The organism is Aquincola tertiaricarbonis (assembly GCF_000969605.1).
GTDB lineage: Bacteria > Pseudomonadota > Gammaproteobacteria > Burkholderiales > Burkholderiaceae_C > Aquincola > Aquincola tertiaricarbonis.
In genome coordinates, this window is the sequence record NZ_JZUE01000012.1 from 190,169 (window position 1) to 215,511 (window position 25,343).

Genomic DNA, 25,343 nt, shown 5'->3' on the forward strand with positions numbered 1-25,343 from the left:
TCAGCGGTCCTGTTGATTCAGTTGGTCGAGGATGCCGCGCAGCGGGATGCCGACCCAGTCCGGCCGGTTGCCCAGCTCGTAGCGCAGCTCGTAGAGGGCCTTGTCCAGCACGTAGAGCGACAACAGCCCTTGCGCCGGGTCCAGCGTGGTGCCGGCGGCGCCGGGCGCGCCCACCTCGGCATAGGCCTGCAGGAAGGCGGCGCGGGCGCCGGCCTCCCACTGCGTGGCCAGCTCCGGCAGCTGCGCCGATTCGCCCGGCACCTGCATCGCCGCGCGCAGCCCGCTTTCGCTGGCATAGCTGAACGAGCGCAGCATGCCGGCCACGTCGCGCAGCGGCGACTGCTTGGCACGCCGCTCCTCGAAGCCGCGGCCCGGCTCGCCTTCGAAGTCGACGATCACGAAGTCGTTCTTCACCAGCAGCACCTGGGCCAGGTGGTAGTCGCCGTGGATGCGGATCTTCTGCCCGCGCTCGCCCACGTCGGCGGTGGCCTGGATGCGCTGCAGCAGGGCCTCGCGCCGCTGCAGCAGGGCCTGCGCATCCTCCAGCGCACGGCCCTGCAGCTGCGGCAGGTGTTCCTCCAGCAGGCCCAGCACGCTGCGGGCTTGCGCCGCAGTCTGGCGCACCGCGTCGGCCACGTCGGCGGCCGTCATCGGCTCGGGGTCGAAGGCCGCGTCGCCGGTGCGCAGCCCCAGCGCCTGGTGCAGCTGCGCGGTGCGGCGGCCCAGGGTCTGCACCAGCTCGTGGAAGGCGGCATGCACGTCCGCCGGCATCGGCTCGGCGGTGCTGCGCTGCAGCTCGAAGAAGCGCTGCAGGTAGCCCAGCGTGTAGGCCCAGCCGTCGCCCTGGTTGCTGACGTAGGACTGCACCAGCGCCAGCGTGGTGCGCTCGCCGCCCGCGGCCACATGCTCCAGCACGCCGGCCACCGGCACGCAGTGGCGGAACTCCGCCACGTCGGTAAGGAAGCGGCCGATCTCGTACTCCGGGTTCACGCCCGGGCGCAGCCGGCGGTAGCCCTTGAGGAACAGCCGCTCGCCCAGCGTGACGATGGTGTTGCTGCTCTGCGCCTGCGGCCGGCTCACCTCCAGCGTGTCGTGGTCGCTGCCGGCCACGCCCTCGAAGGCCGCGGTGGGCACGAAGCGCAGCTCGCCACCCTCGCTGGGCAGCACCAGCCGCTCGCCGATGGCGGACACCACGCCGCGGCAGAAATGCTCGTCGGCGAAGGCATCGGCCATCACGCCCACGAAGGCCTGCTGCCGCACCCGCGCCACCGCGCTGACCGCCAGCGTGCGCATGCGGGCCTCGTCGTCGTCCTCCCAGGCGATGGACAGCGGCAGGAAGTAGCTCTGCGGCTCCTGCAGGCCGTCCAGCGTCACCAGCTGCAGCAGGAAGCTGCCCTCGCCGCGCTCCCACATGGCGGAGTCGGTCACACGGGCCTGCTCCACCGTCTGGCCCTTGCCGGCGAACCAGCGCTGGGTCTCGATGTAGCGCGGCAGCGTGTCGGTCTCGAACTGCTGGCGGGTCTTCACCGCCATGCCGATGCGCCAGGGCACCACATGGTCGCGGAACAGGCTGTTCCAGCCGTCGAACAGCACCAGCACCGGTCGGTCCTCGATCGGCAGGTGCTCCTCGTGCCACTTGGGCACCTGCACGTCGGCCGACAGGCGGAACCAGTAGAAGCCGTGGGCCGCGATGGTCAGCAGGTACGGCAGCTCGCCGATGGGCGGGAACGGCGTGCTGCCCAGCAGCTCCACCGGCACCCGGCCCTTGTAGGCCGACAGGTCCAGCTCCACCGGCTGCGCGGTGCGGGCCAGGTTGGCCACGCACAGGATGACCTCGTCGCCGAAGGTGCGCAGGTAGGCCAGCAGCTTGCGGTTGCCCGGCTTGAGGAAGGTGAGGTTGCCGCGGCCGAAGGCATGGCTGGTGCCACGCACGGCCAGCATGCGGCGCATCCAGTTCAGCAGCGAGCTGGGGTCGCGCGACTGCGCCTCCACGTTCACCGCCGCATAGCCGTAGCTGGCATCCATGATGGGCTGCAGGTACATGCGCTGCGGGTCGGCACGGCTGAAGCCGGCATTGCGGTCGGGGCTCCATTGCATCGGCGTGCGCACGCCGTTGCGGTCGCCCACGAACACGTTGTCGCCCATGCCGATCTCATCACCGTAGTAGATGATCGGCGAGCCAGGCATCGACAGCAGCAGGCTGTTCATCAGCTTGATGCGGTCGATGTCGTTGTCCAGCAGCGGTGCCAGCCGGCGGCGGATGCCCAGGTTGATGCGCGCACGCGGATCGGACGCGTACGTGCTGTACATGTAGTCGCGTTCCTTGCTGGTCACCATCTCCAGCGTCAGCTCGTCGTGGTTGCGCAGGAAGATGGCCCACTGGCAGCTGGCCGGGATCTCCGGCGTCTGCGCCATGATCTCGGTCAGCGGGAAGCGGTCCTCCTGCGCGATGGCCATGTACATGCGCGGCATCAGCGGGAAGTGGTAGGCCGCATGGCACTCGTCGCCATCGCCAAAGTACTCGCGCACGTCCTCCGGCCACTGGTTGGCCTCGGCCAGCAGGAAGCGGTTCTTGTAGCTGGCGTCGATGGCCGCGCGCAGCTGCTTGATGACCGCATGCGTCTCGGGCAGGTTCTCGTTGTTGGTGCCGTCGCGCTCCACCAGGTACGGGATGGCGTCCAGCCGGAAGCCGTCCACGCCCATGTCCAGCCAGAAGCGCATGGTGCGGAAGATGGCCTCCAGCACCAGCGGGTTGTCGAAGTTGAGGTCGGGCTGATGGCTGAAGAAGCGGTGCCAGTAGTAGGCCTTGGCCACCGGGTCCCAGGTCCAGTTGCTGGTCTCGGTGTCGGTGAAGATGATGCGCGTGCCGCTGTACTTGGTGTCGGTGTCGCTCCACACGTAGAAGTTGCGCTCGGGCGATCCGGCCGGCGCCTTGCGCGCGGCCTGGAACCACGGGTGCGTGTCCGAGGTGTGGTTGATCACCAGCTCGGTGATCACCTTCAGGCCGCGCTTGTGGGCCTCGTCCAGCATCACCTTGAAGTCGTCCAGCGTGCCGTACTGCGGATGCACGTCCTCGTACTGGCTGATGTCGTAGCCGTCGTCGCGCAGCGGCGAGGGGTAGAACGGCATCAGCCAGATCGTGTTGACCCCCAGGTCCTTCACGTAGTCCAGCTTGGCGGTGACGCCCTTGAAGTCACCCATGCCGTCGTCGTTGGTGTCGAAGAACGCCTTGACGTTGAGCTGGTAAATGACCGCGTCCTTGTACCAGAGGGCCTCGTCCGTCACGGGCGTGGTCGCGCCCTGCTCGGCTTCTTCGAGATGCGGTGTGTGCGGTGCGTTCATGTGTGGCGGGCGTTCAAAGACCGTGGTCGAAGTCCTGCTCGCCCTGCAGCTGCTGCGTCACGCGGAACACGTGCGCCGGCGCCTGGCCCGGGTCGAGGATCACGAAGTTGTGGGCGCCCTGCCAGACGAAGCGCTGGTTGCTCAGCAGGTCGTGCAGGTGGAAGCGCGCGTCGGGCTCCAGCCCCAGCGCGGCCAGGTCCAGCGACACCCAGCCCGATTGCCGGTTGCGGGTGTCCAGGTTGGCCACCACCAGCACCGTGTTGCCCGAGGCGGCGTCGCGCTTGGTGTAGGCGAGGAGCTGCTCGTTGTCGGTATGGCAGAAGCGCAGGTTCTGCAACTGCTGCAGCGCCGGGTTGCGGCGGCGGATGTGGTTCACCTGCGCGATGAGCTGGCGCAGGCTGTCCGGCCGCTGAAGGTCCCAGTGGCGCAGCTGGTACTTCTCGGAGTCGAGGTATTCCTCGCTGCCCGGGCTGCGCGGCGCGTTCTCCATCAGCTCGTAGGCCGGGCCGTAGATGCCGTAGCTGGAGGCCAGCGTGGCCGCCAGCACCAGCCGCAACGCAAAGATGGGCCGGCCGCCGCCGTGCAGGTGCTCGTTGAGGATGTCGGGCGTGTTGGGCCAGGCATTGGGGCGGAAGTAGTCCTTGCCCGGGCCCTGCGACAGCTCGGTGAAGTACTCGGTCAGCTCCTGCTTGGTGTTGCGCCAGGTGAAGTAGGTGTACGACTGCGAGTAGCCCAGCTTGGCCAGCCGGTGCATCACCTTGGGCCGGGTGAAGGCCTCGGCCAGGAACAGCACCTGCGGATGCTCGCGCTTGATCTCGGTGACGCACCACTCCCAGAACGGGAAGGCCTTGGTGTGCGGGTTGTCCACACGGAAGATGTGCACGCCCTGCGCGATCCAGTGGTCGAACACGCCCTTCAGCGCCGACCACAGGCCGCGCCAGTCCTCGGTCTCGAAGTTGAAGGGATAGATGTCCTGGTACTTCTTGGGCGGGTTCTCGGCGTACTGCACCGTGCCGTCGGGCCGCCAGCGGAACCACTGCGGATGCGACTTGACCCAGGGGTGGTCGGGCGCGCACTGGAAGGCGATGTCCAGCGCAATCTCGATGCCGTGCTCGCGCGCCTTGCCCACCAGGCGGCGGAAGTCCTCCAGCGTGCCCAGCTCGGGCAGGATGCTCTCGTGCCCACCCTCGGCCGCGCCGATGGCCCAGGGGCTGCCCACGTCGCCCGGCTGCGCGTCCAGCGCGTTGTTGCGGCCCTTGCGCTTGTCGCGGCCGATGGGATGGATGGGCGGGAAATACAGCACGTCGAAGCCCATCTCCGCCACATAGGGCAGCCGGGCTTCCACGTCGGCGAACGTGCCGTGCCGACCGGGCTCGGTGCCGGCCGAGCGCGGGAACAGCTCATACCAGGTGGAGAAGCGCGCGCGCTCGCGGTCCACCTGCAGCGGCAGGTCGGCACTGCGCACGGCCAGGCTGCGGTCGGGGTGGCGGTCGGCCACGCGGGCCAGCAGCTCGTCCAGCGCCAGGGCCTTGAGCTGCGGTCCGTCGAAGGGTTGCGTGGCCGCGCCCTGGCGCAGCTGGGCGGCCCACTCGGCCAGGTGCCGGCCATCGCCGGCCGGGCCTTCGCCGGCACCGGCGCCCGCGCGCTGCGCGGCCTGCTCCAGCAGCTCCGCACCCACCAGCGCGGCGATGCGGATGTCCTCGTCGTCCACCCGGCGCAGCAGCTCATGCCGCCAGGAGTGGAAATGGTCCACCCAGGCTTCAACGCGGTAGAAGCCGCGGCCGATGGCCTGCGGCGTGAAGCTGGCCTGCCACACGTCGTTGACCAGGTGCTGCATCTCGGTCTCGTGCAGCGCGCCGCCTTCGGCCTGCCACTGCAGCATCACGCGCAGCTGGTCATGGCCGTCGGTGATGACGTGGGCTTCCACCGCCAGCGGCTCGCCCACCACGCGCTTGACCGCGAAGCGGCCGCCATCCACCACCGGCAGCACCGCATCCACCACTGCGCGGGCCTGGCCGCTGTCCGGCGGCATGCCGATGGGCTGGATGGGCGGTGCCACCACGGCCACGGCGGTGCTGGTCTTCGTCGACTTACTGGCCAAGAACTTCCCCTTCCACTGCCGGTGCCGGCTCCGGCTTGAACATCACGGTGGACAGCGGCGGCAGCGTCAGCCGCAGCTGGTGGCTGCGCCCATGCGAAGGCGTGGGCTCCGCGCCGCGGCCGCCCCAGTTGCCCCAGCCGGCGCCGCCGTACTCCGCCGCGTCGCTGTTGAAGATCTCGCGCCAGTAGCCGCCCTGCGGCACGCCCACCACGTAGTTCTCGCGCGGCAGCGGCGTGAAGTTGCACACCACCAGCACCGGCGCGCCGCCGCCGCGCGGCTTGCGCAGGAAGCTGATGACGGTGTTGTCCGCGTCGTTGGGCTCGATCCACTCGAAGCCCTCGTGGGTGAAGTCCAGCTCGTGCAGCGCCGGCTGCTCGCGCATCACGCGGTTGAGCTGCGCCACGGTTCGGCGGATGCCTTCATGCGCCGGCTCGGCGGCCTGGTCCCATTCCAGCTGGCCTTCATGCGCCCATTCGCGGCGCTGCGCGAACTCGCTGCCCATGAACAGCAGCTTCTTGCCAGGGTGGGCCCACATCAGGCCGTACAGCGCACGCAGGTTGGCGAACTGCTGCCAGGCATCGCCCGGCATCTTGTCGATCAGCGACTTCTTGCCGTAGACCACCTCGTCGTGCGAGAGCGGCAGCACGAAGTTCTCGTTGAAGGCATACACCAGGCTGAAGGTGAGCTGCCCGAGGTGGTACTGGCGGTACAGCGGGTCCTTCTGCATGAACGACAAGGTGTCGTGCATCCAGCCCATGTTCCACTTCATCTCGAAGCCCAGGCCGCCGGTGGAGGCCGGGCGCGAGACACGCGGCCAGGCCGTGCTTTCCTCGGCGATGGTCAGGGTGTCGGGGTGCTCGCGGTACACCGCCTCGTTGAGCTTCTGCAGGAAGTGGATGGCTTCCAGGTTCTCGCGGCCGCCGTAGCGGTTGGGCACCCATTCGCCGTGCTTGCGGGCGTAGTCCAGATACAGCATGGAGGCCACCGCATCCACGCGCAGGCCGTCCAGGTGGTACTTGTCCAGCCAGAACAGGGCCGAGCTGATGAGGAAGCTGCTGACCTCGCCGCGGCCATAGTTGAAGATGCTGCTGTTCCACTCCGGGTGGAAGCCCTGGCGCGGGTCGGCATGCTCGTACAGGTGGATGCCGTCGAAGTACTGCAGGCCGTGCTCGTCGGTCGGGAAGTGCGAGGGCACCCAGTCCAGGATGACGCCGATGCCGCACTGGTGCAGGTGGTCCACCAGGTACATCAGGTCCTGCGGCGTGCCGTAGCGCGAGGTGGCCGCGAAATAGCCGGTGGTCTGGTAGCCCCAGCTGCCGTAAAACGGATGCTCGGTCACCGGCATCAACTCCACATGGGTGAAGCCGCAGGCCTCCACGTGGTCGGCCAGCGCATGGGCCAGCTCGCGGTAGTTCATCAGGCTGCCGTCGGTGCGCTTCCAGCTGCCGGCATGCATCTCGTAGATCGACACCGGCGCATCCAGCGCATTGCGCTTGGCGCGCTGGGCCATCCAGTCGGCATCGCCCCAGTCGTACTCCAGGCTCCAGATGCGCGAGCCGTTGTTCGGCGCCACCTCGGCATAGATGCCGTAGGGGTCGGCCTTGTCGGCGCGGTAGCCGTTGTGGCGCGACTCCACGCGGTACTTGTAGACCTGCCCGCGCTGCGCATGCGTGGTGCGGCCTTCCCAGATGCCGCTGCCATCGGGCCGCGGCGTCAGGCGGTCGGCCTCGGCGTTCCAGCCATTCCACTCACCGATGACCGAGACGGCCTGGGCATTGGGCGCCCACACGGCAAACTCTGCCGCACCATCGCGCCACTGGCAGCCCAGCTTGTCGTAGAGCCGCGCATGGGTGCCCTCGCCAAACAGATAGATGTCCTGGTCGCTCAACAACGTGCGGCACTCCTGGGTGGTAGCGCCACGTATGCGGCGCTCAAGTCCCAGGTCGGCAACCGGCGTACCCGCGGCTGCGCTTACAAGCTGCAGGTGGGCGGCGCGGGTGCGGCACGCGGTTTGCCCCGCGCTCCACTGGCGTCACTTCCGAAGCACCCCCTTTTCCATGCAGCCCCTGCAGGCCACACCCTGGTTCGACGGTCATGACCCGCCCGCACGGGAAGGGCCGTACCAGCGCCGTTATCCCGCCGGCCCTTACAGCTGCTGGGCCCAGGGCCGCTGGTATGGCGATGCCGCCACGCCGCAGGCGGCCGCAGCCGCGCGCAGTGCCAGCCGCTGGCAGCATGCCGCCTGGCGCGGCGTGAGCACGCCTTCCGATGCGCCGTGCGCCGCCTGCCGCGGCAGCAAGCTGATCGACCTGGGCTTCGACGCCGAGACGGGCGACGACCTGATTGCCGCCTGTGCCGACTGCGACCCGGAATGACGGCCGCGGCATGAAGGCGCTGGACCCGATCACGCGGCTGCCCAGCGCGCCCAGCTTTTTCCTGGCGCTGGAGCTGGCGGCCACCGATGCGCAGCTCACCGGCGACCGCCTCTCGGTGCTGGTGGTGGATGCGGACGAGTTCGACGAGCTGCGCGAGCGAGAGGGCGACGACGCGGCCGACGCCTCGCTGGACCTCATCGGCAAGGTGCTGCGCCTGGCGCTAGGCCCTCAGGCGGTGCTGGCGCGGCTGATGGGCGACCAGTTCGGGGTGATGCTGCGCCACACCGGCATCGAGCAGGCGCATGCACGCGCCGAGGGGCTGCGCCGCGCCATCGAGCTCGGCTTCATGTCGCACCAGCGGCGCCTGACGGTGAGCATCGGCGTGGCCTGCGGGCCCAGCCAGGGCGACTGGACCGGCCAGCAGATGATCGGCCTGGCCGGCCGTCGGCGCGAGATGGCGCGCACCGCCGGCGGCAACCGGGTGCATTCACATGGCCACCCGGGCCTGGCGCACGCGCAGCATGCGCAATGGCCGGCCTTCGGCGGCGATGACGACGGCGCGCTGCCGGCCAATGAACAGCTGACGCTGTTTTGATGGCGCTGGACATGGCGGTGCTTGGCGCACGCTGAGCAGCGGCGCAGGCCGCGTCGAACTGACTGGAGCCTCCCTCCTGGAGGGAAGCTGAAGGGTGCGGTCAAACACGCTGGAGCTCCCTCTCGGAGGGGCTCGGGGGAGCTGTGCGTTAACGCCTCCTAGCGGCCCAGCATGCGCAGCAGCGTGCGGTCCTTGTCCAGCACATGGTGCTAGAGCGCCGGCCACATGCAGCACCACCGCTGCGGCCACCGCATAACCTGCCAGCCAGTGCAGCGTGTGGCCGATGCCGGCTGCGGTGGCATTCAAGGGCAGCACCTCACCGGGCCGGGCCGGATCGGGCTGGGCCGCAAACAACTCGAAGCCGAACACATCGACGCCATGGCCGCCGGCGGCCGACATCACCAGGCCCGACAGCGGCATGAGCAGCGTGCCCAGCAGCAGCACCCAGTGCATCAGCACCGCCAGGCCATGCTCCCACGCTGGATAGTGGCGCACCGGCGCCGGCCAACCCTGCAGCAGCCGCAGCACGGCACGCGGCACGATGAGCAGCAGCGCCAGCATGCCGACCGCCTTGTGCAGCGGATACAGCGCATAGATCTCGAAGGTGGCCATGGCAAAGCCCACGCACAGCAGGCCGATCATCAGCAGGGCCACCAGCCAGTGCAGCAGGCGGGTGGTGGTGGACAGGGAAGTGGCAGTGCTCAAGCAGGCTCCAGGCAGGGCGATGGCGCACGGTGGCGCAGGGCGCGCATTCTGCGGCCAGGTGACAGAAGCTGCATATACATGCGGAACCCTTTCAGTTTGAAGCAGCGCTTATCGAAGCGAAGGCGTGACAGGCGATCTGTAGGAAGTGCCTCACGCCGCATCGCGGCGCCGCCTCGCCTGCTGCACGGCTGTGCCGATGCAGCATCGGACTGAGGAAAAACGGAGAAGACCCCATGCCCCGCGTGATCTGGAAAGGCGCCATCAGCTTCGGCCTGGTGTACGTGCCGGTGGCCCTGTACCCCGGCGCGCAGGACACCGGCATCAGCTTCGACTGGCTGGACAAGCGCAGCATGGATCCGGTGGGCTACAAGCGCATCAACAAGCGCACCGGCAAGGACATCGACAAGGAGAACATCGTCAAGGGCCTGAAGCAGGACACCGGCGACTACGTGATCCTGAGCGAGGAAGAGATCAACGCCGCCTACCCGAAGAGCACGCAGGTCATCGAGATCGAGCACTTCGTCAAGGCCGACGAGATTCCCTTCACCTACCTCGAGAAGCCCTACCTGCTGGCACCCATCGGCAAGGGCGAGAAGGTGTATGCCCTGCTGCGCGAGGCCATGATCGATGCCGGCGTGATCGCCGTGGCCCGCGTGGTGATGCACACCAAGGAAAGCCTGGCCGCGCTGATCCCCGATGGCGACGCGCTGCTGCTGAACACGCTGCGCTGGGCCAAGCAGGTGCGCTCGCGCGACGAGCTGAAGCTGCCGGCCGCCGGCAAGAAGGCCGTGGGCCTGAAGGACGCCGAGCTGGCGATGGCGCAGCAGCTCATCAGCGAGATGGTGACCGACTGGGACCCCAACCAGTACGAGGACCGCTTCAGCGACGCCATCCATGCGCTGGCCGCCAAGAAGGTGGAAGCTGGCGAGACGGCCCAGGTGGCCCCGCTGGAGAACCCAGACGAGGCACCCGCCAGCTCCAACGTGGTGGACCTGAGCGACCTGCTGCGCCGCAGCCTGGCCAGCCGCAAGCCGGGCGCCAGGCCGACTGCCGCTGCCCAGGACGACGCCGACGAAGAATCCGAGGCCCCGCCGGCCCGCAAGCCGGCCGCCAAGGCCGCCGCGAAGAAGGCCGCTGCCAAGACCGCCAGTACCGCCGCGTCCTCCAAGAAGGCGCCCGCCAAGACCGCCCGCAAGACCCCCGCCCGAAAGGCCGCATGATCGATTGCCTGATCGTGGGCGCCGGGCCCGCCGGGCTCACCGCGGCCATCTACCTGCGCCGCTTCCACCGCAAGGTGATGGTGGTGGATGCCGGCCGCAGCCGCGCCCGCTGGATTCCGCGTTCGCACAACGTACCGGGCTTTCCGGAGGGCATCGGCGGCCCCGAGCTGCTGCAGCGCATGCGCCAGCACCTGGCCGGCGTGCAGGGCGAGGTCGCCGAGGGCGAGGTGACCCACCTGCGCCCGCATGCGCAGGGCTTCACCGCCAGCACGAGCCTGGGCGAGATCGATGCGCATTCGGTGGTGCTGGCCACCGGCGTGGTGGACAACGTGCCCGCCCTGCCCGGCTGTGACGGCCTGCGGGCCGAGGCGCTGCTGCGCCAGTGCCCCATCTGCGACGGCTATGAATACACCGGCAGGCGCATCGTGGTGATCGGCGAAGGCCTGCATGGCGCCCGCGAGGCGCTGTTCATCCGCCACTACAGCGACGACGTGACCCTGGTGCAGCAGATCGGCGCGGCCGAGGCCGGGCCACTGCACCGGGCCGGCGTCAAGCACATCGACGCCACGCCGCAGTGCGTGCAGCCCCTGGGGCCGCAGCGCCTGCGGCTGCAGCTGGACAACGGCGACGCGCCGGAGTTCGAGGTGATGTACGCCGCCCTGGGGGTGAAGCCGCGGGCCGAGCTGGCCTATGCGCTGGACGTGGACACCGACGAATGCGGCGGCGTGCAGATCGACGCCCACTGCCGCACCAGCGTGCCGGGCCTCTACGCCATCGGCGACGTGGTCTCGGGCCTGGACCAGATCGCGGTGGCCAACGGCCAGGGCGCCATCGCCGCCACCGCGGTGCACAACCACCTGCGGCGCGAGTACGCACAGGCGCACGGCCTCACGATCGCTGGCTGAGCAGCCACCACAGGCCCGCCGCGCCGGCCAGCCACAGCGCCACCACCAGCACCGCGCCGCCCCAGCTGGCGATGCGGCCGCGGGCCGCGTCCATCCAGGCCTGGGCCTGCGCGCGGCAGGTGGCCAGCACGTCGGCCGGCATCAGCCGCAGCGCCAGCCAGATGAGGCCGGGCAGCAGCACCATCTCGTCCAGCAAGCCCAGCACCGGGATGAAGTCGGGGATCAGGTCGATGGGGCTGAAGGCATAGGCCGCGACCAGCGCGGCCAGCAGCTTGACGAACAGCGGCGTGCCGGGATGGCGCACCGCGAACCACAGCGTGAGGCCGTCGCGCTTGAAGCGCCGGGCCCAGGCCTTGAAGCGCAGCCACCAGCCCACGCTAGCCGCCGCCGCGCGCCGGTCGCGCCAGCAGCTGGGCCACCTTCTCCAGCAGCGCGCGGTATTCGTAGGGCTTGGTGATGTAGCCGTCGCAGCCCGCGGCCAGGATGCGCTCCTCGTCGCCGTTCATCGCCAGGCCGGTGAGGGCCAGCACCCGCAGGTGGGCCGTGGCCGGGTCGCGGCGCAGCGCACGGGTGGCGTCCAGGCCGTCCATGCCGGGCATCTGGATGTCCATCAGCACCAGGTCCGGGCGCTCGGCCCGGGCCAGCTGCAGGCCCTGCTGCGCATCGGAGGCAGTGCTCACCTGGTGGGCCGCATGCTCCAGCACCACGCGCGCCAGCTGCAGGTTGTGCTGGTTGTCTTCGATCACCAGGATTCTTGCCATGGGCGAACGTCCTTCAGCGGTCGTTGGTCGGTCGGTGGCCGGGCTCCACGCGCTGGCGATGCAGCGCGCGGCGCACCTCGGCCACCAGTTGGTTGGGCTGGTACTCCGCCTTCTCCAGGATGGTCTGCACGCGGCCGCGCAGCACGGCGCGGTCCTCGTCGGTCACCAGCTTGGCGGTCAGCACCAGGATCGCGATGCCGGCGGTCTCGGGCTGCCGCGCCAGCGCGTCCAGCACGTCGAAGCCGGTCATGCGCGGCATCATCAGGTCCAGGATGATGAGGTCGGGCCGCTGGCGGCGCACGATGGCCAGCGCCTCCTCGCCGCTGAAGGCGCACACCGGCCTGAAGCCCGCGGCCTCCAGGTGCGTGCTGACCAGCGTCACGGCCTTGGGGTCGTCGTCCACCACCAGCACGCGCCCGGGCTCGCTGCTCACCGCGATGCCCATGGACGACAGCGCGGCCAGCAGGTCCTCGCGCTCCACCGGCTTGACCAACACCTGCGAGGCGCCCAGCGCGAAGCCGCGCCTGGGCTCGTCGGTGATGGAGACGATCACCACCGGAATGCGCTGCGTGGCCGCGGCCTCCTTCAGCCGGGTGAGCATGTCCCAGCCGTCCATGCCCGGCAGGATCACGTCCAGCACGATGGCATCGGGCCGCCAGGCGGTGGCCTCGCCCAGGCCGGTCTCGGCATCGGGCACCACCTTGACCTGGTAGCCGTGCGACTCCAGCTGCAGCCGCAGTACCCGCGCGGCGGTGGTGTCGTCCTCGATCACCAGGATGCGGGCCGAGCCGTTGGCACCGGGCGCCGGCGGCGTTGCCGGGCCGGGCACCGCGGCCGGCGGCGGGGCCGGCAGGCCGGCCGCAGGCGGCGGCAGGGCGGCGGCCTCCGCCGCGCCGCCGGCCATCACCTCGGGCGGCCGCCAGGGCAGCCACACGGTGAACACCGAGCCCTCGCCCGGCCGGCTGTACAGCTCCAGCCCGCCGCCGTGCAGCTCCACCAGTCGCTGCGTCATCGTCAGGCCCAGGCCGGTGCCTTCGTAGCGCTTGGACAGCGACGAATCCACCTGCTTGAACGGCTGGAACAGCTCGCGCAGCGCGCCCGGCTCGATGCCGATGCCGGTGTCGGCCACGCGGATCTCCAGGAAGTCGGGCGTGACGGCGCCGGCCGGCGGAAACAGCCGGCTGTGCTCGCTGGCCGCGCGCGACATTGCCTGCGCGCGGGGCACCCGCGCCATCGACAGCGTGACCTGCCCGCCCTCGGGCGTGAACTTGACGGCGTTGGACAGCAGGTTGAACACGATCTGCAGCGTGCGCCGGCTGTCCAGCACCACCAAGCCCAGGTCGTCGGGCACCTGGCCCACCAGCTCCACCCGGCGCGCCGCGGCCCGCTCGCGCACCACCGACAGGCCGCTGGCGGCCAGCTGCGCGGGCCGCTCCGCGCTGAGCGAGAGGTTCATCTGCCCGGCCTCGATCTTCGACAGGTCCAGGATGTCGTTGATGAGCGAGAGCAGGTGGCGGCCGCTCTCGTAGATGTCGTTGACGTACTGGCGCTGCTGCGGCGCCAGCGGGCCCACCAGGCCGTCGCGCAGGATCTCGGAGAAGCCGATCACCGCATTCAGCGGCGTGCGCAGCTCATGCGACATGCTGGCCACGAACTCGCTCTTGAGCCGGCTGGCCAGCTCCAGCTGCTCGTTCTTGCGCTGGATGTCCTCGCCGCGCTCCCGCAGCTCGCTGGCCAGCAGGTTGAGCCCGTCCAGCTGCGACAGGTTGTTCAGGGCGACACCCAGCTGCGCGGCCAGCCGTTCGACGAACTGGCGGTCGCGCTCCTGCAGCGCGCGGGACGAGCCCAGCACCATCACGCCGAAGCGCCGGCCCTGGTAGCCCACCGGCGCCATCAGCAGCGCGGCGGGCTTGAGCACCGCCAGGCCGGTCTCGATGCGCAGGCCATGGGCCGCGTCCAGCCCCTGCAGCAGCACCGGCTCGCCGCCGAGCGCGGCGCGGCCCAGCGGGCCGTCGTGCGCATCCAGCAGGGCCTTGGTGTCCGACGGCGTGCCGTGCGCGGCCACCAGCCGCAGCGAGCCCCATTCCTCCAGCGAATAAAAGGCCGACACCGGGAACAGCCCGCCATCGCTTTCGGCCAGCAGCGCCAGCGTGCCCTCCAGCACCGCCTTGCGGTCGGGCTTGGCATTGAACAGCGTGAGCGCACGCGCATGCAGGCCGTTCAGTGCCCGCTCGCGCGCGGCATCGGCCTCCGCCTCCGCGCGGCCCAGCAGGTCGGCCCGCACGCGCCAGAACATCAGCAGCAGCAGCGCCACCAGCGCCGCGCCGAACACCAGGAACAGCAGCCGTGAGATGGCCGACTGCCGCTCGGCCTCGGCCTCGTGCGCCGCCAGGTCGGCCTGCAGCTCGCCCTCGATCTCGGCCAGCTGGCTGCGGATGCGGCCCAGCAGCCGCTGCGAGGCCACCAGCCGGTCTTCCAGCACCACCGGCTTGCCGGCGTCGTACAGCGCCTGCACCTCGCGGTAGGCCTGCAGCCGGTCGTCGAAGGCAGCGCGCAGGTTCTGGATGCGGCGCTGCTGCTCGGGCCCGCCCTGGCGCCAGCGCGAGAGCGTGGCCAGGTGGTTGGTCAGTGCCTCGATGGCGTCGTCGCGCTCGTCCACGAAGGACTGGCGGCGCAGGTTGATGTAGCCGCGCTGGGCGGCCTCGGCGCGATTGAAGCTGGCCTCGGTGGCGGTGAGGGTCTGCATCACCTGCCGGGTGTCGCGCACGTAGTCGCTGGCGGCCTGGCTCTGCCACGCGGCATACCAGGTGAGCACGCCCAGGGCCAGGGCCGCCACGATGGCCAGCGTGAAGCCCGCATACACCGCACTCCTGAAAGACGTCGTTCCTCGCATGCTGTCGTGCGGCCCCGGTGGGGCCTGCCCCCTTCAGCCTCGGAGGCAAAGACCTTGCCTGCCCTGCCGCCAAACGGCTCAGCCGCCGTCGGTCAGCCCATGCTGCTGGCAGTAGCGCACCAGCTCGGCATGGCCTTGCCAGCCCATCTTGGCCAGCACCCGCATGCGGTAGTTGGCCACCGTCTTCTGCGTGAGCTGCAGGCGCTCGGCCACCTGCGGCGGCTTCAGGCCCGCGCCGAACAGCACCATCACCCGCATCTCCTGTGGCGTGAGCAGCGCATGCGGCAGGTGGGCGGGCTCGCCGTCGGGGCGGGTGGCCAGCAGGCGGTCGGCCAGCTCCGGCGGCAGCCAGCGGCCATGGCCCATCACGCGGGTGATGGCCGGGATCAGTTCTTCGCCGGTGCGGTCCTTGCTCACGCAACCGGCCGCGCCCAGCTGCAGCAGGCGCTGCGCATGGGTGGCTTCGCGGCTGCGGCTGAGCATCAGGATCGGCACCTCGCCGCTCACGCGGCGCATGCGCGCCAGCGCATCGGTGCCGTGGGCATCGGGCAGGTTGGCGTCCAGCACCACGATGTCCGGGCGCGACTCATCGAAGGCGCGCAAGGCCTGCGCCAGGGTGTCTGCCTCGATCACGTGGGCGTCGTCCCACTCCAGTTCCAGCACCCTGCGCAAGCCCCGGCGAACCACCGGATGATCATCGACGATCAGCGCTCTCATGGATGATGGATCGGGCCTGTGACGCCAGGCCCCATGCGTGCTGCGGTACTCCTCATATGTGCACGTCACTCTAGGCGCGACGGACCCCGCTGCCCATCGGCATGCACCACCTGCGCATGGCAAATATTTGCCTGCTTCTGAAGGCATGGATGAAGCTCCAGCCCGCCGGCGGATCGAGCGGGCTGTCGGCTTTGCCGCAAGCCTGGCGGCACATGCCTTGCCCGCTCCTGGTGCCTTCAACTCCCATTTGAAAGGACACGGAGATGACGCAGCACGACGATCCGCGGCGCTGGCAGGGCCAGCAGGGGCCGCAACATTCGCAGCATGAACAGCAGGGCGGCAGCCACGGCGGCCAGCAAGGCGGCGGCTGGGGCGACGACCAGCGCCTGCAGCGCGGCGGCCAGCAGCATGCATGGGACTTCGGCGGCGGCCAGCAAGGCGGCCAAGGGGGCCAGGCCGGCGGCGGCAACCAGTACGGCCAGCAGCGCAGCGGCGAGGCCGGCTACGGCTCGCGCGGCGGCTTCAGCGGCCAGGACCACGACCTGGGCCTGCAGCGGCAATCCGCATCGTCGCCTTCGGGCGACCAGGGTTACGGCTACGGCGGCCAGGGCGGCGGCCAAGGCGCGCAAGGCGGCTACGGCGGCGGCATGGGCGCGCCGGGTGGCAACCAGGGTGGCTATGGCGGCGGCGCGGAGGGCGGCTACGGCGGCGGCCAGGGCGGTGGCCGGGAATCCGGTGTGCAAAGCCACTACGGGCAAGGCCAGGGCGGCTATGGCCAGGGCCAGCAGGGCATGCCGGGCGGTTATGCGTCGCAGGGCGGTTATGGCTCCCAGGGTTACGGCGGCCAGGGCGGCCAGGGCGGCCAGGGCGGGCATGAGCAGCACCACTTCGACCCCGACTACCACCAGTGGCGCAACGAGCAGATGCGCAACCTGGACGACGACTACCGCGCGTGGCGCGAGGACCGCTACAAGAAGTTCTCCGAAGAGTTCAACCAGTGGCGCGGCAACCGCAAGGCAGGCGGCAGCAACACCAGCGCCGGCAGCAGCACCGGCTTGACCAGCGGCATGGGCACCGGCTCCGGCAGCGGCTCCGGCAGCAGCGCCTCGCTCACCGGCTCGCGCACCGGGGCCGATGGCGGCGGCAGCGAGCATTCGTCGGCCGGCGGCCAGGGCAGCTCGGGCGGTGGCAGCGCCAGCAGCCTGGGCAGCGGCAGCGCCGGCGTGGGCGGCAGCGACAGCGGCAAGACCAAGTAGCGCCGCCGGCAGGCGCTGCGGGGCGGGCCAGCCGTGCGATGACAATCGGCGGCCCTGCCCCAGCCACGCACAGCGTCCGCCCGCATGACCCAGCGGCTGCACTTCGACCTCACCACGCTGCAGCTCTTCATCGCCACGGCCGAACTGGGCGGCGTGACGCGCGCGGCCGGGCGGGTGCACATCGCGCCGGCCGCGGCTTCACGCCGCATCCAGGAGCTGGAGGCGCAGTTCGGCCTGCCGCTGTTCGAGCGCCGGCCGCACGGCATGGCACTCACCGATGCCGGGCGCGCGATGCTGGCCCATGCACGCAGCATCACCCACACCGTCAGCCGCATGCAGGACGACGCGGCCTCCTACTTGGGCGGCGACCAGGGCGTGGTGCGCATCGCGGCGCCCAAGTCGGCCGTCATCCAGTTCATGCCGGCCGACATCGAGCGCTGCGCCCTCGCCTGCCCCGGCGTGCGCATCGACCTTCAGGAGATGAACAGCCAGATCGTGCAGCAGGCGCTCAAGCGCGGCCTGGCCGACGTGGGCATCTATGAAGCCAGCCTGGGCGCCATCGACCTGCCCTCCCTGCCCTACCGCAGCGACCGGCTGGTGCTGGTGACGCCGCGCGGCCATGCGCTGGCCGGGCGCGGCGCGGTGGGCATCGACGACATCCTGGGCTGCGATCTCATCAGCCTGGGCGAAGGCTCGGCCATCAGCATCGCGCTGGAACGCCTGGCCGACGAGGCCGGTCGCATCCTGCGGATGCGCATGCGGGTGGGCGGCTTCGACAGCATCGCGGCGCTGGTGGCGCAGGGCCTGGGCGTCGGCGTGATGCCGCAGGCCGTGGCGCGCAGCGTGGCCGGCGGCGCGCGCTTCGCGCGGGTGCCGATCGAAGGCGACTGGGCACGGCGGCAGTTCGTGCTGTGCCACCGGCCGCTGGCCGCGCTGTCGCGCGCCGCGCAGGGCGTGGTGGGCGTGCTGGCCGACATCCGCATACGCCAACCGCGAATGCAGCGTCGCTGAATGAGCGATGGCCGCGCGGGCGGCCTTCGCCAATAGTCCCTGCACCCCAAGCAGGAGACCCGCGATGCAAAGAAGAACCTTCACGATGGCCGCCGCCGCGGCCGCCCTGGGCAGCCCGGCCTGGCTGCGGGCCGCAGGGCCGCTGCCGGCCGGGCCGGTGCGCATCGTGGTGGGCTTCGCGCCCGGCGGCGGCACCGACGTGCTGGCCCGCGTGATCGGCCAGAAGCTGGGCGCGCTGTGGAACACCACGGTGAACGTGGAGAACAAGCCCGGCGCCACCGGCGTGATCGCCGCCGACTACGTGGCCAAGCAGCCCGCCGACGGCAGCACGCTGCTGATGGCCCACGTCAACAGCCATGCCATTGCGCCGGCCCTGCTGCCCAATGTGCGCTACGACGCGCGGCGCGACTTCTCGCCCATCGCGCTGGTGGGCGTCACGCCCAACATGCTGACCTGCAGCGACAAGCAGTCGGTGCGCAGCATCCCCGAGATCGTCGCCCTGTGCCGCAGCAAGCCGGGGCAGGTGTCGTTCGGCTCGTCGGGCATCGGCTCGGCCCAGCACCTGGCGCTGGAGATGTTCAAGCTGCAGGGCAAGCTGCAGGCGGTGCACGTGCCCTACAAGGGCTCGGGCGCGTTGATCGTCGACCTGCTGGGCGGCCAGATCGACTATGCCTTCGACACCATGACCGCGGCCACGCCCTTCATCAAGCAGGGCAAGGCCATCGCCATTGCCCAGACGCGGCTCACCCGCGCCAAGAGCCATCCCAGCGTGCCCACGCTGCACGAATCGGGCTTCCCGGGCCTGGACGCCGCCTCCTGGTATGGCCTCGTGGGCCCCAAGGGCCTGCCGGCCGAGATGGTGCAGCGCATGAACGAGGACGTGAACCGCGTGATCAACCAGCCCGACATCGCGGCCAAGCTGGACGAATTCGGCGCCGAGGACGCGGGCGGCAGCAGCCAGAAGTTCGCCAGCTTCATCGACACCGAGTTCAGCAAGTGGGCCAAGGTGGTGAAGGACGCGAACGTCAAGGTCGAGAGCTGAAGGAAGCAAGCAGATGACGCAACAACAGACGACGCAAGACACCGCCGTGGCGCAACGCCCCCTGCCGCTGGCCGGCGTGCGCGTGCTGGACGTGAGCCAGGTGATGGCCGGCCCCTATGCCTGCATGCTGCTGGCCGACCTGGGCGCCGACGTGGTGAAGATCGAGCCGCCCGAAGGCGGCGACCAGACCCGCGGCGCGATGGGCTTCAGGATGAAGGGGCCCGACAGCATGGGCTTCCTCAACATGAACCGCAACAAGCGCAGCGTGACGCTGGACCTGAAGAGCGAGAGCGGCCGCGAGGTGCTGTACCGCATGGTCAAGGAGGCCGACATCCTGGTGGAGAACTACCGCCCCGGCGTGATGAAGCGGCTAGGCACCGACTACGAGACGCTGAGCAAGCTCAACCCCGCACTTGTCTATGTGAGCATCTCGGGCTTCGGCCAGACCGGGCCGTGGGCCGCGCGGCCGGGTTTCGACCTGATGGCGCAGGCCATGTCGGGCGTGATGAGCGTGACCGGCTACCCCGGCAGCCCGCCGGTGAAGGCCGGCGTGCCGGTGGCCGACATCGGCTGCGCGCTGTTTGCCACCTACGGCCTGCTGGCCGCCTACATCGGCGCGAAGAACACCGGGCAGGGCCAGTACATCGACGCCAGCCTGTTCGACTCGGCCATGGCGTTCTCGGTATGGGACATCAGCGAATACTGGGGCACCGGCCGCGAGCCCGAGCCGCTGGGCACCGCCAACCGCATGAGCGCGCCCTACCAGGCGGTGAAGGCGGCCGACGGCTGGTTCGTGATGGGTGCGACCAACCAGAAGCTGTGGCAGACCCTGTGCAAGGTGATCGAGCGCCCCGACCTGCTGGCCGACGAACGCTTTGCCACCGTGTCATTGCGGCTCGCCAACCGGGTGGTGCTGATCGAGGCGCTGGAGCAGAGCTTTGCGCAGGACACGGCCGACCACTGGATCGAACGGCTGCTGGCCACCGGCATTCCGGCCGGACCGATCCTGAGCTACCCGCAGGCCTTCGAGAGCGAGCACGGCCGCCACCGCAAGATGCGCATGGAGATCGACCATCCGGTGGAAGGCAAGGTGCCCAACATCGGCTTCGCGGTGAAGATGATGGGCACGCCGCAGCAGGTGCGCCGCCACCCGCCGCGGCTGGGCGAACATACCGCCGAGGTGCTGGCCGAATACGGCATCGGCGACGACGAGCGCGAGGCCCTGGCCGCTGGCGGTGCCTTCGGCGCGGCCGCAAGCGCCCGCAAGCCATGACGGGCCAGGTCACGCTGGCCCGTGAGGGCCGCATCGCGACCCTCACCTTCGACCGGCCCGAAGCCCGCAATGCGATGACCTGGGCGATGTACCAGCAGCTTGCGCAGCATTGCCGGCAGCTGGCCACGGAGCGCACGGCGCGCGTGGTGGTGATGCGCGGCGCCGGCGGCGAAGCCTTCGTGGCCGGCACCGACATCAGCCAGTTCGCCGACTTCCGCACCGGCGACGACGGCGTGGCCTACGAGCGGCAGATCGACGACGGCATCGCCCTGATCGAAGCCCTGCCCATGCCCACGCTGGCCGTGATCGACGGCTGGGCGGTGGGCGGCGGGCTGGCGATCGCCAATGCCTGCGACTTCCGCATCGCCAGCCCGAAGTCGCGCTTCGGGGTGCCGATTGCGCGGACCTTGGGCAACACCTTGTCGATCGCGAACCTCGCGAGGCTGCAGGCGGGATGGGGCTTGCAGCGGGTGAGGCGGATGCTGGTGCTGGCGGAGTTGATCAACGCCGACGAGGCGCTGGCCTGTGGCTGGCTGCAGGCGCTGTGTGCAAGTGAAGACCTTCAGGCCGAAGCCGGCAAGCTCTGCGACCGCCTGCTGGCGCTGGCGCCGGTGACGCAGGCGGTCACCAAGGAAGGGTTGCGCCGCATCAATCTCGCCGGCTTGCCGCAGGGGGATGATCTGGTGAGGACCTGTTACGGCAGTGCTGACTTCCAGGAAGGCGTACAGTCCTTCGGTGAAAAGCGGGCGGCGGTCTGGCGCGGGGCATAACTCCGACGCACAGACCTTTCGGCCCGCGCAGCGGCATCGTCCGGGTAGCCCGAACCTGACCTCTGTCGGGAATCGGCATGTGCTGAAGGGGGCCACGACGATGATGCACGACTTCCTCGCGAACAACCGCGACGAACTGGTGGCGAGGTGCAAGGCCAAGGTGGCAGCCCGACCGGGGCGCAAGGCCTCGGACCATCAACTGCAGAACGGCGTCCCGCTGTTCCTGGAACAGCTGCGCCAGACGCTGGTGGCCGAGGATGCGCAGGAAGGCGGCGAAAGCCTGCGCATTTCCGGCGGATCGGGCGGCACCTCCCCTGCGACGACGGAGATCGGCGTCAGCGCGACGGCGCATGGCAAGGCCCTGCTGGGCCTGGGCTACAGCGTGAACCAGGTGGTGCATGACTACGGCGACCTGTGCCAGGCCATCACCGAGCTGGCCTTCGAGCGGGATGCGCCGTTCTCGATCCCCGAGTTCAAGACACTCAACCGCTGCCTGGACAACGCCATCGCCGATGCGGTGACCGCCTTCAGCCTGCAGCGCGACGCCCTGCAGGTGCATGCATCGGCCGTGGAGGCGAATGAACGCTTCGGCTTCCTGGTGCATGAGCTGCGCAATGCCTTGCATGCCGCCAGCCTGGCGGTCACCGCGATGCAGCAGGGCAGCCTGCCCGTCTCGGGCGCCACCGGTGCGGTGCTCAAGCGCAGCCTGGCCTTCATGCGGCAGCTGCTGGAGACCTCGCTGACCGACGTGCGGGCCGGCGGGCAGCTGCCGGTGCCGACCACCATCTTCTCGGTGGCCGACTTCATCGCCGATGTGCAGCATGGCGCACAGCTCGACGCGGATGCGCGCGGCGCGGTGCTGGTGGTGGAGCCGGTGGACCCTGCGCTGCAGGTGGAGGCCAACCGCACGCTGGCGCACGGCGCCCTGGTCAACCTGCTGGGCAACGCCTTCAAGTTCACCCATGCGCACACCACGGTGCACCTGCGGGTGCAGGCGGCCGATGGCCAGGTGCGCATCGCGGTCGAGGACCATTGCGGCGGCCTGCCGCCGAACTACCGCACGACGCTGTTCCGCTCGTTCGCGCAGCTCGGCAAGGACCGCTCGGGCCTGGGCCTGGGCCTGTCGATCGCCCGGCAGGACGTGCAGGCGATGGGCGGCACGCTGACGGTGGACAACATGCCCGGCGTGGGCTGCGTGTTCACGATCGGGCTGCGGCGGGTGGAGCCCGAGGGCGTGCCCGGCGGGTGACCGAGAATCACCCGCTTCACGGCTGGTGCCGTCAGCCCGCTCATGACCGACCCCCACTACACGACCTTGCCGCCCTGGCCCAACGCCTATCCCGCCAGCGGCGCCAGCGCCACGCTCAAGCGCCTCAACGAGGACTTCAGCGTGACCGAGCTGCCGCTGCAGCCGCCGTCCGGTACGGGCGAACACCTCTGGCTGGAAGTGGAGAAGAACGGCGCCAACACCGCCTTCGTCGCCCAGCAGCTGGCCGAGGCCGCCGGCGTGCAGGAACGCGACGTGGGCTATGCCGGCCTCAAGGATCGCTACGCCATCACCCGCCAGTGGTTCAGCCTCTACCTGCCCAAGGGCGAGATGCCCGACCTCACGCGGCTGCAGCATCCGGAATTCAAGGTGCTGGGCCAGAGCCGCCATGTGAAGAAGCTGCGCCCCGGCGACCTGCAGGGCAACCGGTTCCGCATCGTGCTGCGCGACGTGGCCGGCGACCGCGAGGCCATCGAGGCCAACCTGAAGGCCGTGGCCTCGCAGGGCGTGCCCAACTACTTCGGCGCCCAGCGCTTTGGCCATGACGGCGGCAACGTCGAGCAGGGCCGGGCCATGCTGGCGCGCGAGATCCGCGTGCGCCATCCGAAGAAGAAGGGCATCTACCTGTCGGCGGTGCGCTCCTTCGTCTTCAACGAAGTGCTGGCGCTGCGGATCCAGCAAGGCCTGTGGGGCCAGACCCTGCCCGGCGACGTGATGGACGAGGCGGGCCGGCCCACCGGGCCGCTGTGGGGTCGGGGCCGCGTGGCCACCACCGACCAGGCGCAGGCGCTGGAAAACGGTGTGGCCGAACGTCACGCCACCTTGTGCAACGGCATGGAACACGCCGGCCTGGACCAGGAACGCCGCGCCCTGGTGGCAAGCCCGGTGGACCTGGCGTGGGAATGGCCGCAGGCCGACCAGCTCGTGCTGGCGTTCTCGCTGCCCGCGGGCAATTACGCCACGTCGGTGCTGAACGAGATCCTGCGCACCACGGAGCCTGAGCGTCATGGGGAGGAGGCGTCGTCCGCGTCCGATCCGTCGATGCCTTCAAGCCCGGCCATGAGCTCCGTCGACTGACAGGTTCACGCCGTTGCGCACGCCCTCCCCGCGCAGCACCCTCACCACCTCGTCCGCCGCGCCGTCGCTCATCGCCGCCATGCTCTCCTCCGTGAGCCCGGCGGCATGCGGCGTCAGCAGCACATTCGGCAGCGTCAACAAGGCATGCCCTTCAGGCAGGGGCTGCTGCACGAACACGTCCAGCGCCGCCCCCGCGATGCGCTGCCCGCGCAGCGCGTCCACCAGCGCGGCCTCGTCCACGATGGCGCCGCGCGACACGTTGACCAGCAGCGCATCCCGCCGCAGCAGGCCGATGCGCCGCGCATCGAGCAGCCCGCGCGTGGCCTCGGTCAGCGGGCAGGTCAGCACCACGAAGCGGCTGCGCGCCAGCAGCTCGTCCAGCGCGCAGCCTTCGACGAATGCCGGCAGCCCCTCCAGGCGCCGCTGGTGCCCCAGCACCTGCATGCGGTAGCCGTGGTGCGCGATCTCGGCCACGCGCAGGCCGATGCTGCCCACGCCCACGATGCCGATGGTCTGCCGCGCCAGTTCGCCCGCGCCGTCGGCCAGCGCGCGGCTGGCGGCCCAGCCTTCGCTGTGCAGCAGCGCATCCATGCGGTGCTGCCGGCGCAGCAGCACGCCTAGCGCGGTGATCACATGCTCGGCCACCGCCTGCCGGTTGCTGCCGGGCACGTTGGCCACCGGAATGCCACGGGCCGTGGCCGCGGCCACCGGGATCATGTCCACGCCCACGCCCGGGCGCACGATGGCGCGCAGCCGGGGCGCATGGTCCAGCAGGTCGGCGGGCAGGTTGGATCGCACCACCAGCACGTCGGCGTCGCGCACCAGGCGCCGGAGGGTGTCGGGCTGGGTGTCCGGCACCAGCCGCACCTCGGCCACCGCTTCGATGCGCTGGCGGGCCGGTGCGTGCAGCGGGCCCGTGAGCAGCACCAGCGGGCGGCGCCCGGGTTCGCCTGCAGCCGCCGGCGCCGTCATTCGGGCGTCACCCCGGCGTCCTGCACCACCTTGCTCCACTTGGCCATCTGGTCCTTCAGGTAGGCCGCGAACTGCGGTGCGCTGCTGCCGATGGCATCCACGCCTTGGGCTGCGAACTTCTCCTTCACGTCGGGGCTGTGCAGGGCCTTGACGATCTCGGTGTTCAGCTTGTCCAGGATGGGCTGCGGCACGCCGGCCGGCGCGGCAAAGCCGAACCACACGTCCACCTCGTAGCCCGGGACGCCGGCTTCGGCCACGGTGGGCACGCCAGGCGCATGCGGCGTGGGCTTGGGCGTGCTCACGGCCAGCGCCTTGAGCTTGCCGGCCTTCACATGCTGGATGACGTTGGGGATGTTGTCGAACATCACGCCCACCTGGCCGCCGATCAGGTCGGTGACGGCCGGGCCGCTGCCCTTGTAGGGCACGTGGGTGATGTCCACGCCGGCCATCTGCTTGAACTTCTCCATCGACAGGTGGTTGGACGAACCGGTGCCGGTGGAGGCGTAGTTGATGGTGCCCGGCTTGGCCTTGGCCAGGGCCAGCAGCTCGGCCACGCTGTTCACCGGCAGCGCCGCATTCACCACCAGCAGGTTGGGCGTGCTGGCCGCCAGCGTGATGGGCGCGAAGTCCTTCACCGGGTCGTAGGGCAGCTTCTTGAAGATGGCCTGGTTGACCGCGAACGCAAACGGCGTGACGAAGAGCGTGTAGCCGTCGGGCGCCGACTTGGCCGCCGCATCGGTGCCGATGAGGGTGCCGCCGCCGGGCTTGTTCTCCACCGTCACCGTCTGGCCCCAGGCGGCCTGCAGCTTGGCGCCCACGGTACGCGCCAGCGTGTCGTTGAAGCCGCCCGGCGGGTACGGCACGATGATGCGGATGGGCCTGGCGGGGTACGCCGCGGCAGTGGCCGGGCCCTGGGCCGCGGCGGGCAGCGTGGCGGCGCCGGTGGCCGCGGCGATCATCAGGGCCAGCAGGCCGATGCGGCGCCGGGCGGGGAACGAGGTCGCTTGGGGCATGTGCTTGTCTCCGGTGGTGCGGGGGTGTCGCGGCCGCATCTGGCGGCG

The 25,343-nt window shown here is 70.3% G+C and carries 21 protein-coding genes; 11 read left to right on the forward strand and 10 right to left on the reverse strand.

The window, feature by feature from the left end:
• From treS to glgB, 3 genes are read right to left on the reverse strand one after another with little or no spacing between them, the layout of a single operon-like run.
• Entirely contained in the window at nt 1-3,342 is a 3,342-nt protein-coding gene (treS, locus tag VO99_RS16700; RefSeq protein ID WP_046113994.1) for a maltose alpha-D-glucosyltransferase, read from the reverse strand.
• A 13-nt stretch (nt 3,343-3,355) separates the two neighbouring features.
• Nucleotides 3,356-5,374 carry an alpha-1,4-glucan--maltose-1-phosphate maltosyltransferase gene (locus VO99_RS16705; RefSeq protein ID WP_046114069.1) on the reverse strand — a complete coding sequence of 673 codons (2,019 nt, stop codon included), beginning with the start codon at nt 5,372-5,374 and terminating at the stop codon, nt 3,356-3,358.
• Between the two features lie 58 nt (nt 5,375-5,432).
• Nucleotides 5,433-7,331: a 1,4-alpha-glucan branching protein GlgB gene (gene glgB, locus VO99_RS16710; protein WP_441294007.1), complete on the reverse strand. Its 1,899-nt coding sequence runs from the start codon at nt 7,329-7,331 to the stop codon at nt 5,433-5,435.
• A 169-nt stretch (nt 7,332-7,500) separates the two neighbouring features.
• Here glgB and VO99_RS16715 point away from each other — a divergent pair, with 169 nt between their 5' ends.
• Together VO99_RS16715 and VO99_RS16720 are read left to right on the forward strand one after the other, a co-directional pair.
• A complete protein-coding gene (locus VO99_RS16715) occupies nt 7,501-7,818 on the forward strand; it encodes a hypothetical protein (RefSeq protein ID WP_046113996.1) in 318 nt (105 codons plus the stop codon).
• Between the two features lie 10 nt (nt 7,819-7,828).
• Nucleotides 7,829-8,413, forward strand: coding sequence for a GGDEF domain-containing protein (locus VO99_RS16720; RefSeq protein WP_046113997.1), 585 nt, complete (start codon nt 7,829-7,831; stop codon nt 8,411-8,413).
• Here VO99_RS16720 and VO99_RS29565 read toward each other — a convergent pair.
• Complete coding sequence (locus VO99_RS29565) at nt 8,306-9,118, reverse strand: cytochrome b (RefSeq protein WP_198156968.1); 813 nt, start codon at nt 9,116-9,118, stop codon at nt 8,306-8,308. The genes VO99_RS16720 and VO99_RS29565 overlap by 108 nt on opposite strands.
• Before the next feature lie 233 nt (nt 9,119-9,351).
• Between VO99_RS29565 and ku the strand changes: the two genes are divergently transcribed.
• Together ku and VO99_RS16730 are read left to right on the forward strand one after the other, a co-directional pair.
• On the forward strand, nt 9,352-10,338 hold the full coding sequence (gene ku, locus VO99_RS16725; RefSeq protein WP_046113998.1) for a non-homologous end joining protein Ku: 987 nt from the start codon (nt 9,352-9,354) through the stop codon (nt 10,336-10,338).
• Nucleotides 10,335-11,243: an NAD(P)/FAD-dependent oxidoreductase gene (locus tag VO99_RS16730; protein ID WP_046113999.1), complete on the forward strand. Its 909-nt coding sequence runs from the start codon at nt 10,335-10,337 to the stop codon at nt 11,241-11,243. The genes ku and VO99_RS16730 overlap by 4 nt, the downstream gene beginning before the upstream one ends.
• On the opposite strand, the gene VO99_RS16735 is transcribed toward VO99_RS16730, so the two are convergent.
• The 4 genes from VO99_RS16735 to VO99_RS30865 all read right to left on the reverse strand — a co-directional run bounded on the left by VO99_RS16735 (nt 11,227) and on the right by VO99_RS30865 (nt 15,614).
• Nucleotides 11,227-11,619: a YkvA family protein gene (locus tag VO99_RS16735; RefSeq protein WP_046114000.1), complete on the reverse strand. Its 393-nt coding sequence runs from the start codon at nt 11,617-11,619 to the stop codon at nt 11,227-11,229. The genes VO99_RS16730 and VO99_RS16735 overlap by 17 nt on opposite strands.
• Before the next feature lies 1 nt (nt 11,620).
• Nucleotides 11,621-12,004, reverse strand: a complete 384-nt coding sequence (locus VO99_RS16740; protein ID WP_046114001.1) for a response regulator — start codon at nt 12,002-12,004, stop codon at nt 11,621-11,623.
• 13 nt (nt 12,005-12,017) lie between these two features.
• A complete protein-coding gene (locus tag VO99_RS28930) occupies nt 12,018-14,867 on the reverse strand; it encodes a response regulator (RefSeq protein WP_052736402.1) in 2,850 nt (949 codons plus the stop codon).
• A gap of 108 nt (nt 14,868-14,975) precedes the next feature.
• Entirely contained in the window at nt 14,976-15,614 is a 639-nt protein-coding gene (locus tag VO99_RS30865; RefSeq protein WP_046114002.1) for a response regulator, read from the reverse strand.
• A gap of 263 nt (nt 15,615-15,877) precedes the next feature.
• Between VO99_RS30865 and VO99_RS30870 the strand changes: the two genes are divergently transcribed.
• The 7 genes from VO99_RS30870 to truD all read left to right on the forward strand — a co-directional run bounded on the left by VO99_RS30870 (nt 15,878) and on the right by truD (nt 23,310).
• On the forward strand, nt 15,878-16,870 hold the full coding sequence (locus VO99_RS30870) for a hypothetical protein (protein WP_052736404.1): 993 nt from the start codon (nt 15,878-15,880) through the stop codon (nt 16,868-16,870).
• A gap of 84 nt (nt 16,871-16,954) precedes the next feature.
• Complete coding sequence (locus tag VO99_RS16765) at nt 16,955-17,881, forward strand: LysR family transcriptional regulator (RefSeq protein ID WP_046114003.1); 927 nt, start codon at nt 16,955-16,957, stop codon at nt 17,879-17,881.
• Nucleotides 17,882-17,945: 64 nt separating this feature from the next.
• Nucleotides 17,946-18,923 (forward strand): Bug family tripartite tricarboxylate transporter substrate binding protein, encoded by a 978-nt coding sequence (locus VO99_RS16770; RefSeq protein ID WP_046114004.1) that lies wholly within the window; start codon nt 17,946-17,948, stop codon nt 18,921-18,923.
• A 46-nt stretch (nt 18,924-18,969) separates the two neighbouring features.
• A complete protein-coding gene (locus tag VO99_RS16775; protein ID WP_259374795.1) occupies nt 18,970-20,196 on the forward strand; it encodes a CaiB/BaiF CoA transferase family protein in 1,227 nt (408 codons plus the stop codon).
• Nucleotides 20,193-20,966 (forward strand): enoyl-CoA hydratase/isomerase family protein, encoded by a 774-nt coding sequence (locus VO99_RS16780; RefSeq protein WP_046114006.1) that lies wholly within the window; start codon nt 20,193-20,195, stop codon nt 20,964-20,966. The genes VO99_RS16775 and VO99_RS16780 overlap by 4 nt, the downstream gene beginning before the upstream one ends.
• A gap of 100 nt (nt 20,967-21,066) precedes the next feature.
• Complete coding sequence (locus VO99_RS16785) at nt 21,067-22,215, forward strand: sensor histidine kinase (RefSeq protein WP_310733662.1); 1,149 nt, start codon at nt 21,067-21,069, stop codon at nt 22,213-22,215.
• A gap of 42 nt (nt 22,216-22,257) precedes the next feature.
• The gene (gene truD / locus VO99_RS16790; protein WP_046114007.1) at nt 22,258-23,310 is read left to right on the forward strand and encodes a tRNA pseudouridine(13) synthase TruD; all 1,053 of its coding nucleotides are present in this window, start codon (nt 22,258-22,260) and stop codon (nt 23,308-23,310) included.
• Here truD and VO99_RS16795 read toward each other — a convergent pair.
• Nucleotides 23,281-24,282: an NAD(P)-dependent oxidoreductase gene (locus tag VO99_RS16795; protein ID WP_046114008.1), complete on the reverse strand. Its 1,002-nt coding sequence runs from the start codon at nt 24,280-24,282 to the stop codon at nt 23,281-23,283. The two genes, truD and VO99_RS16795, sit on opposite strands and share 30 nt — an antisense overlap.
• Entirely contained in the window at nt 24,279-25,295 is a 1,017-nt protein-coding gene (locus VO99_RS16800) for a tripartite tricarboxylate transporter substrate binding protein (protein ID WP_046114009.1), read from the reverse strand. Before VO99_RS16800 ends, VO99_RS16795 begins: the two co-directional genes overlap by 4 nt.
• Between the last annotated feature and the right edge of the window lie 48 nt (nt 25,296-25,343).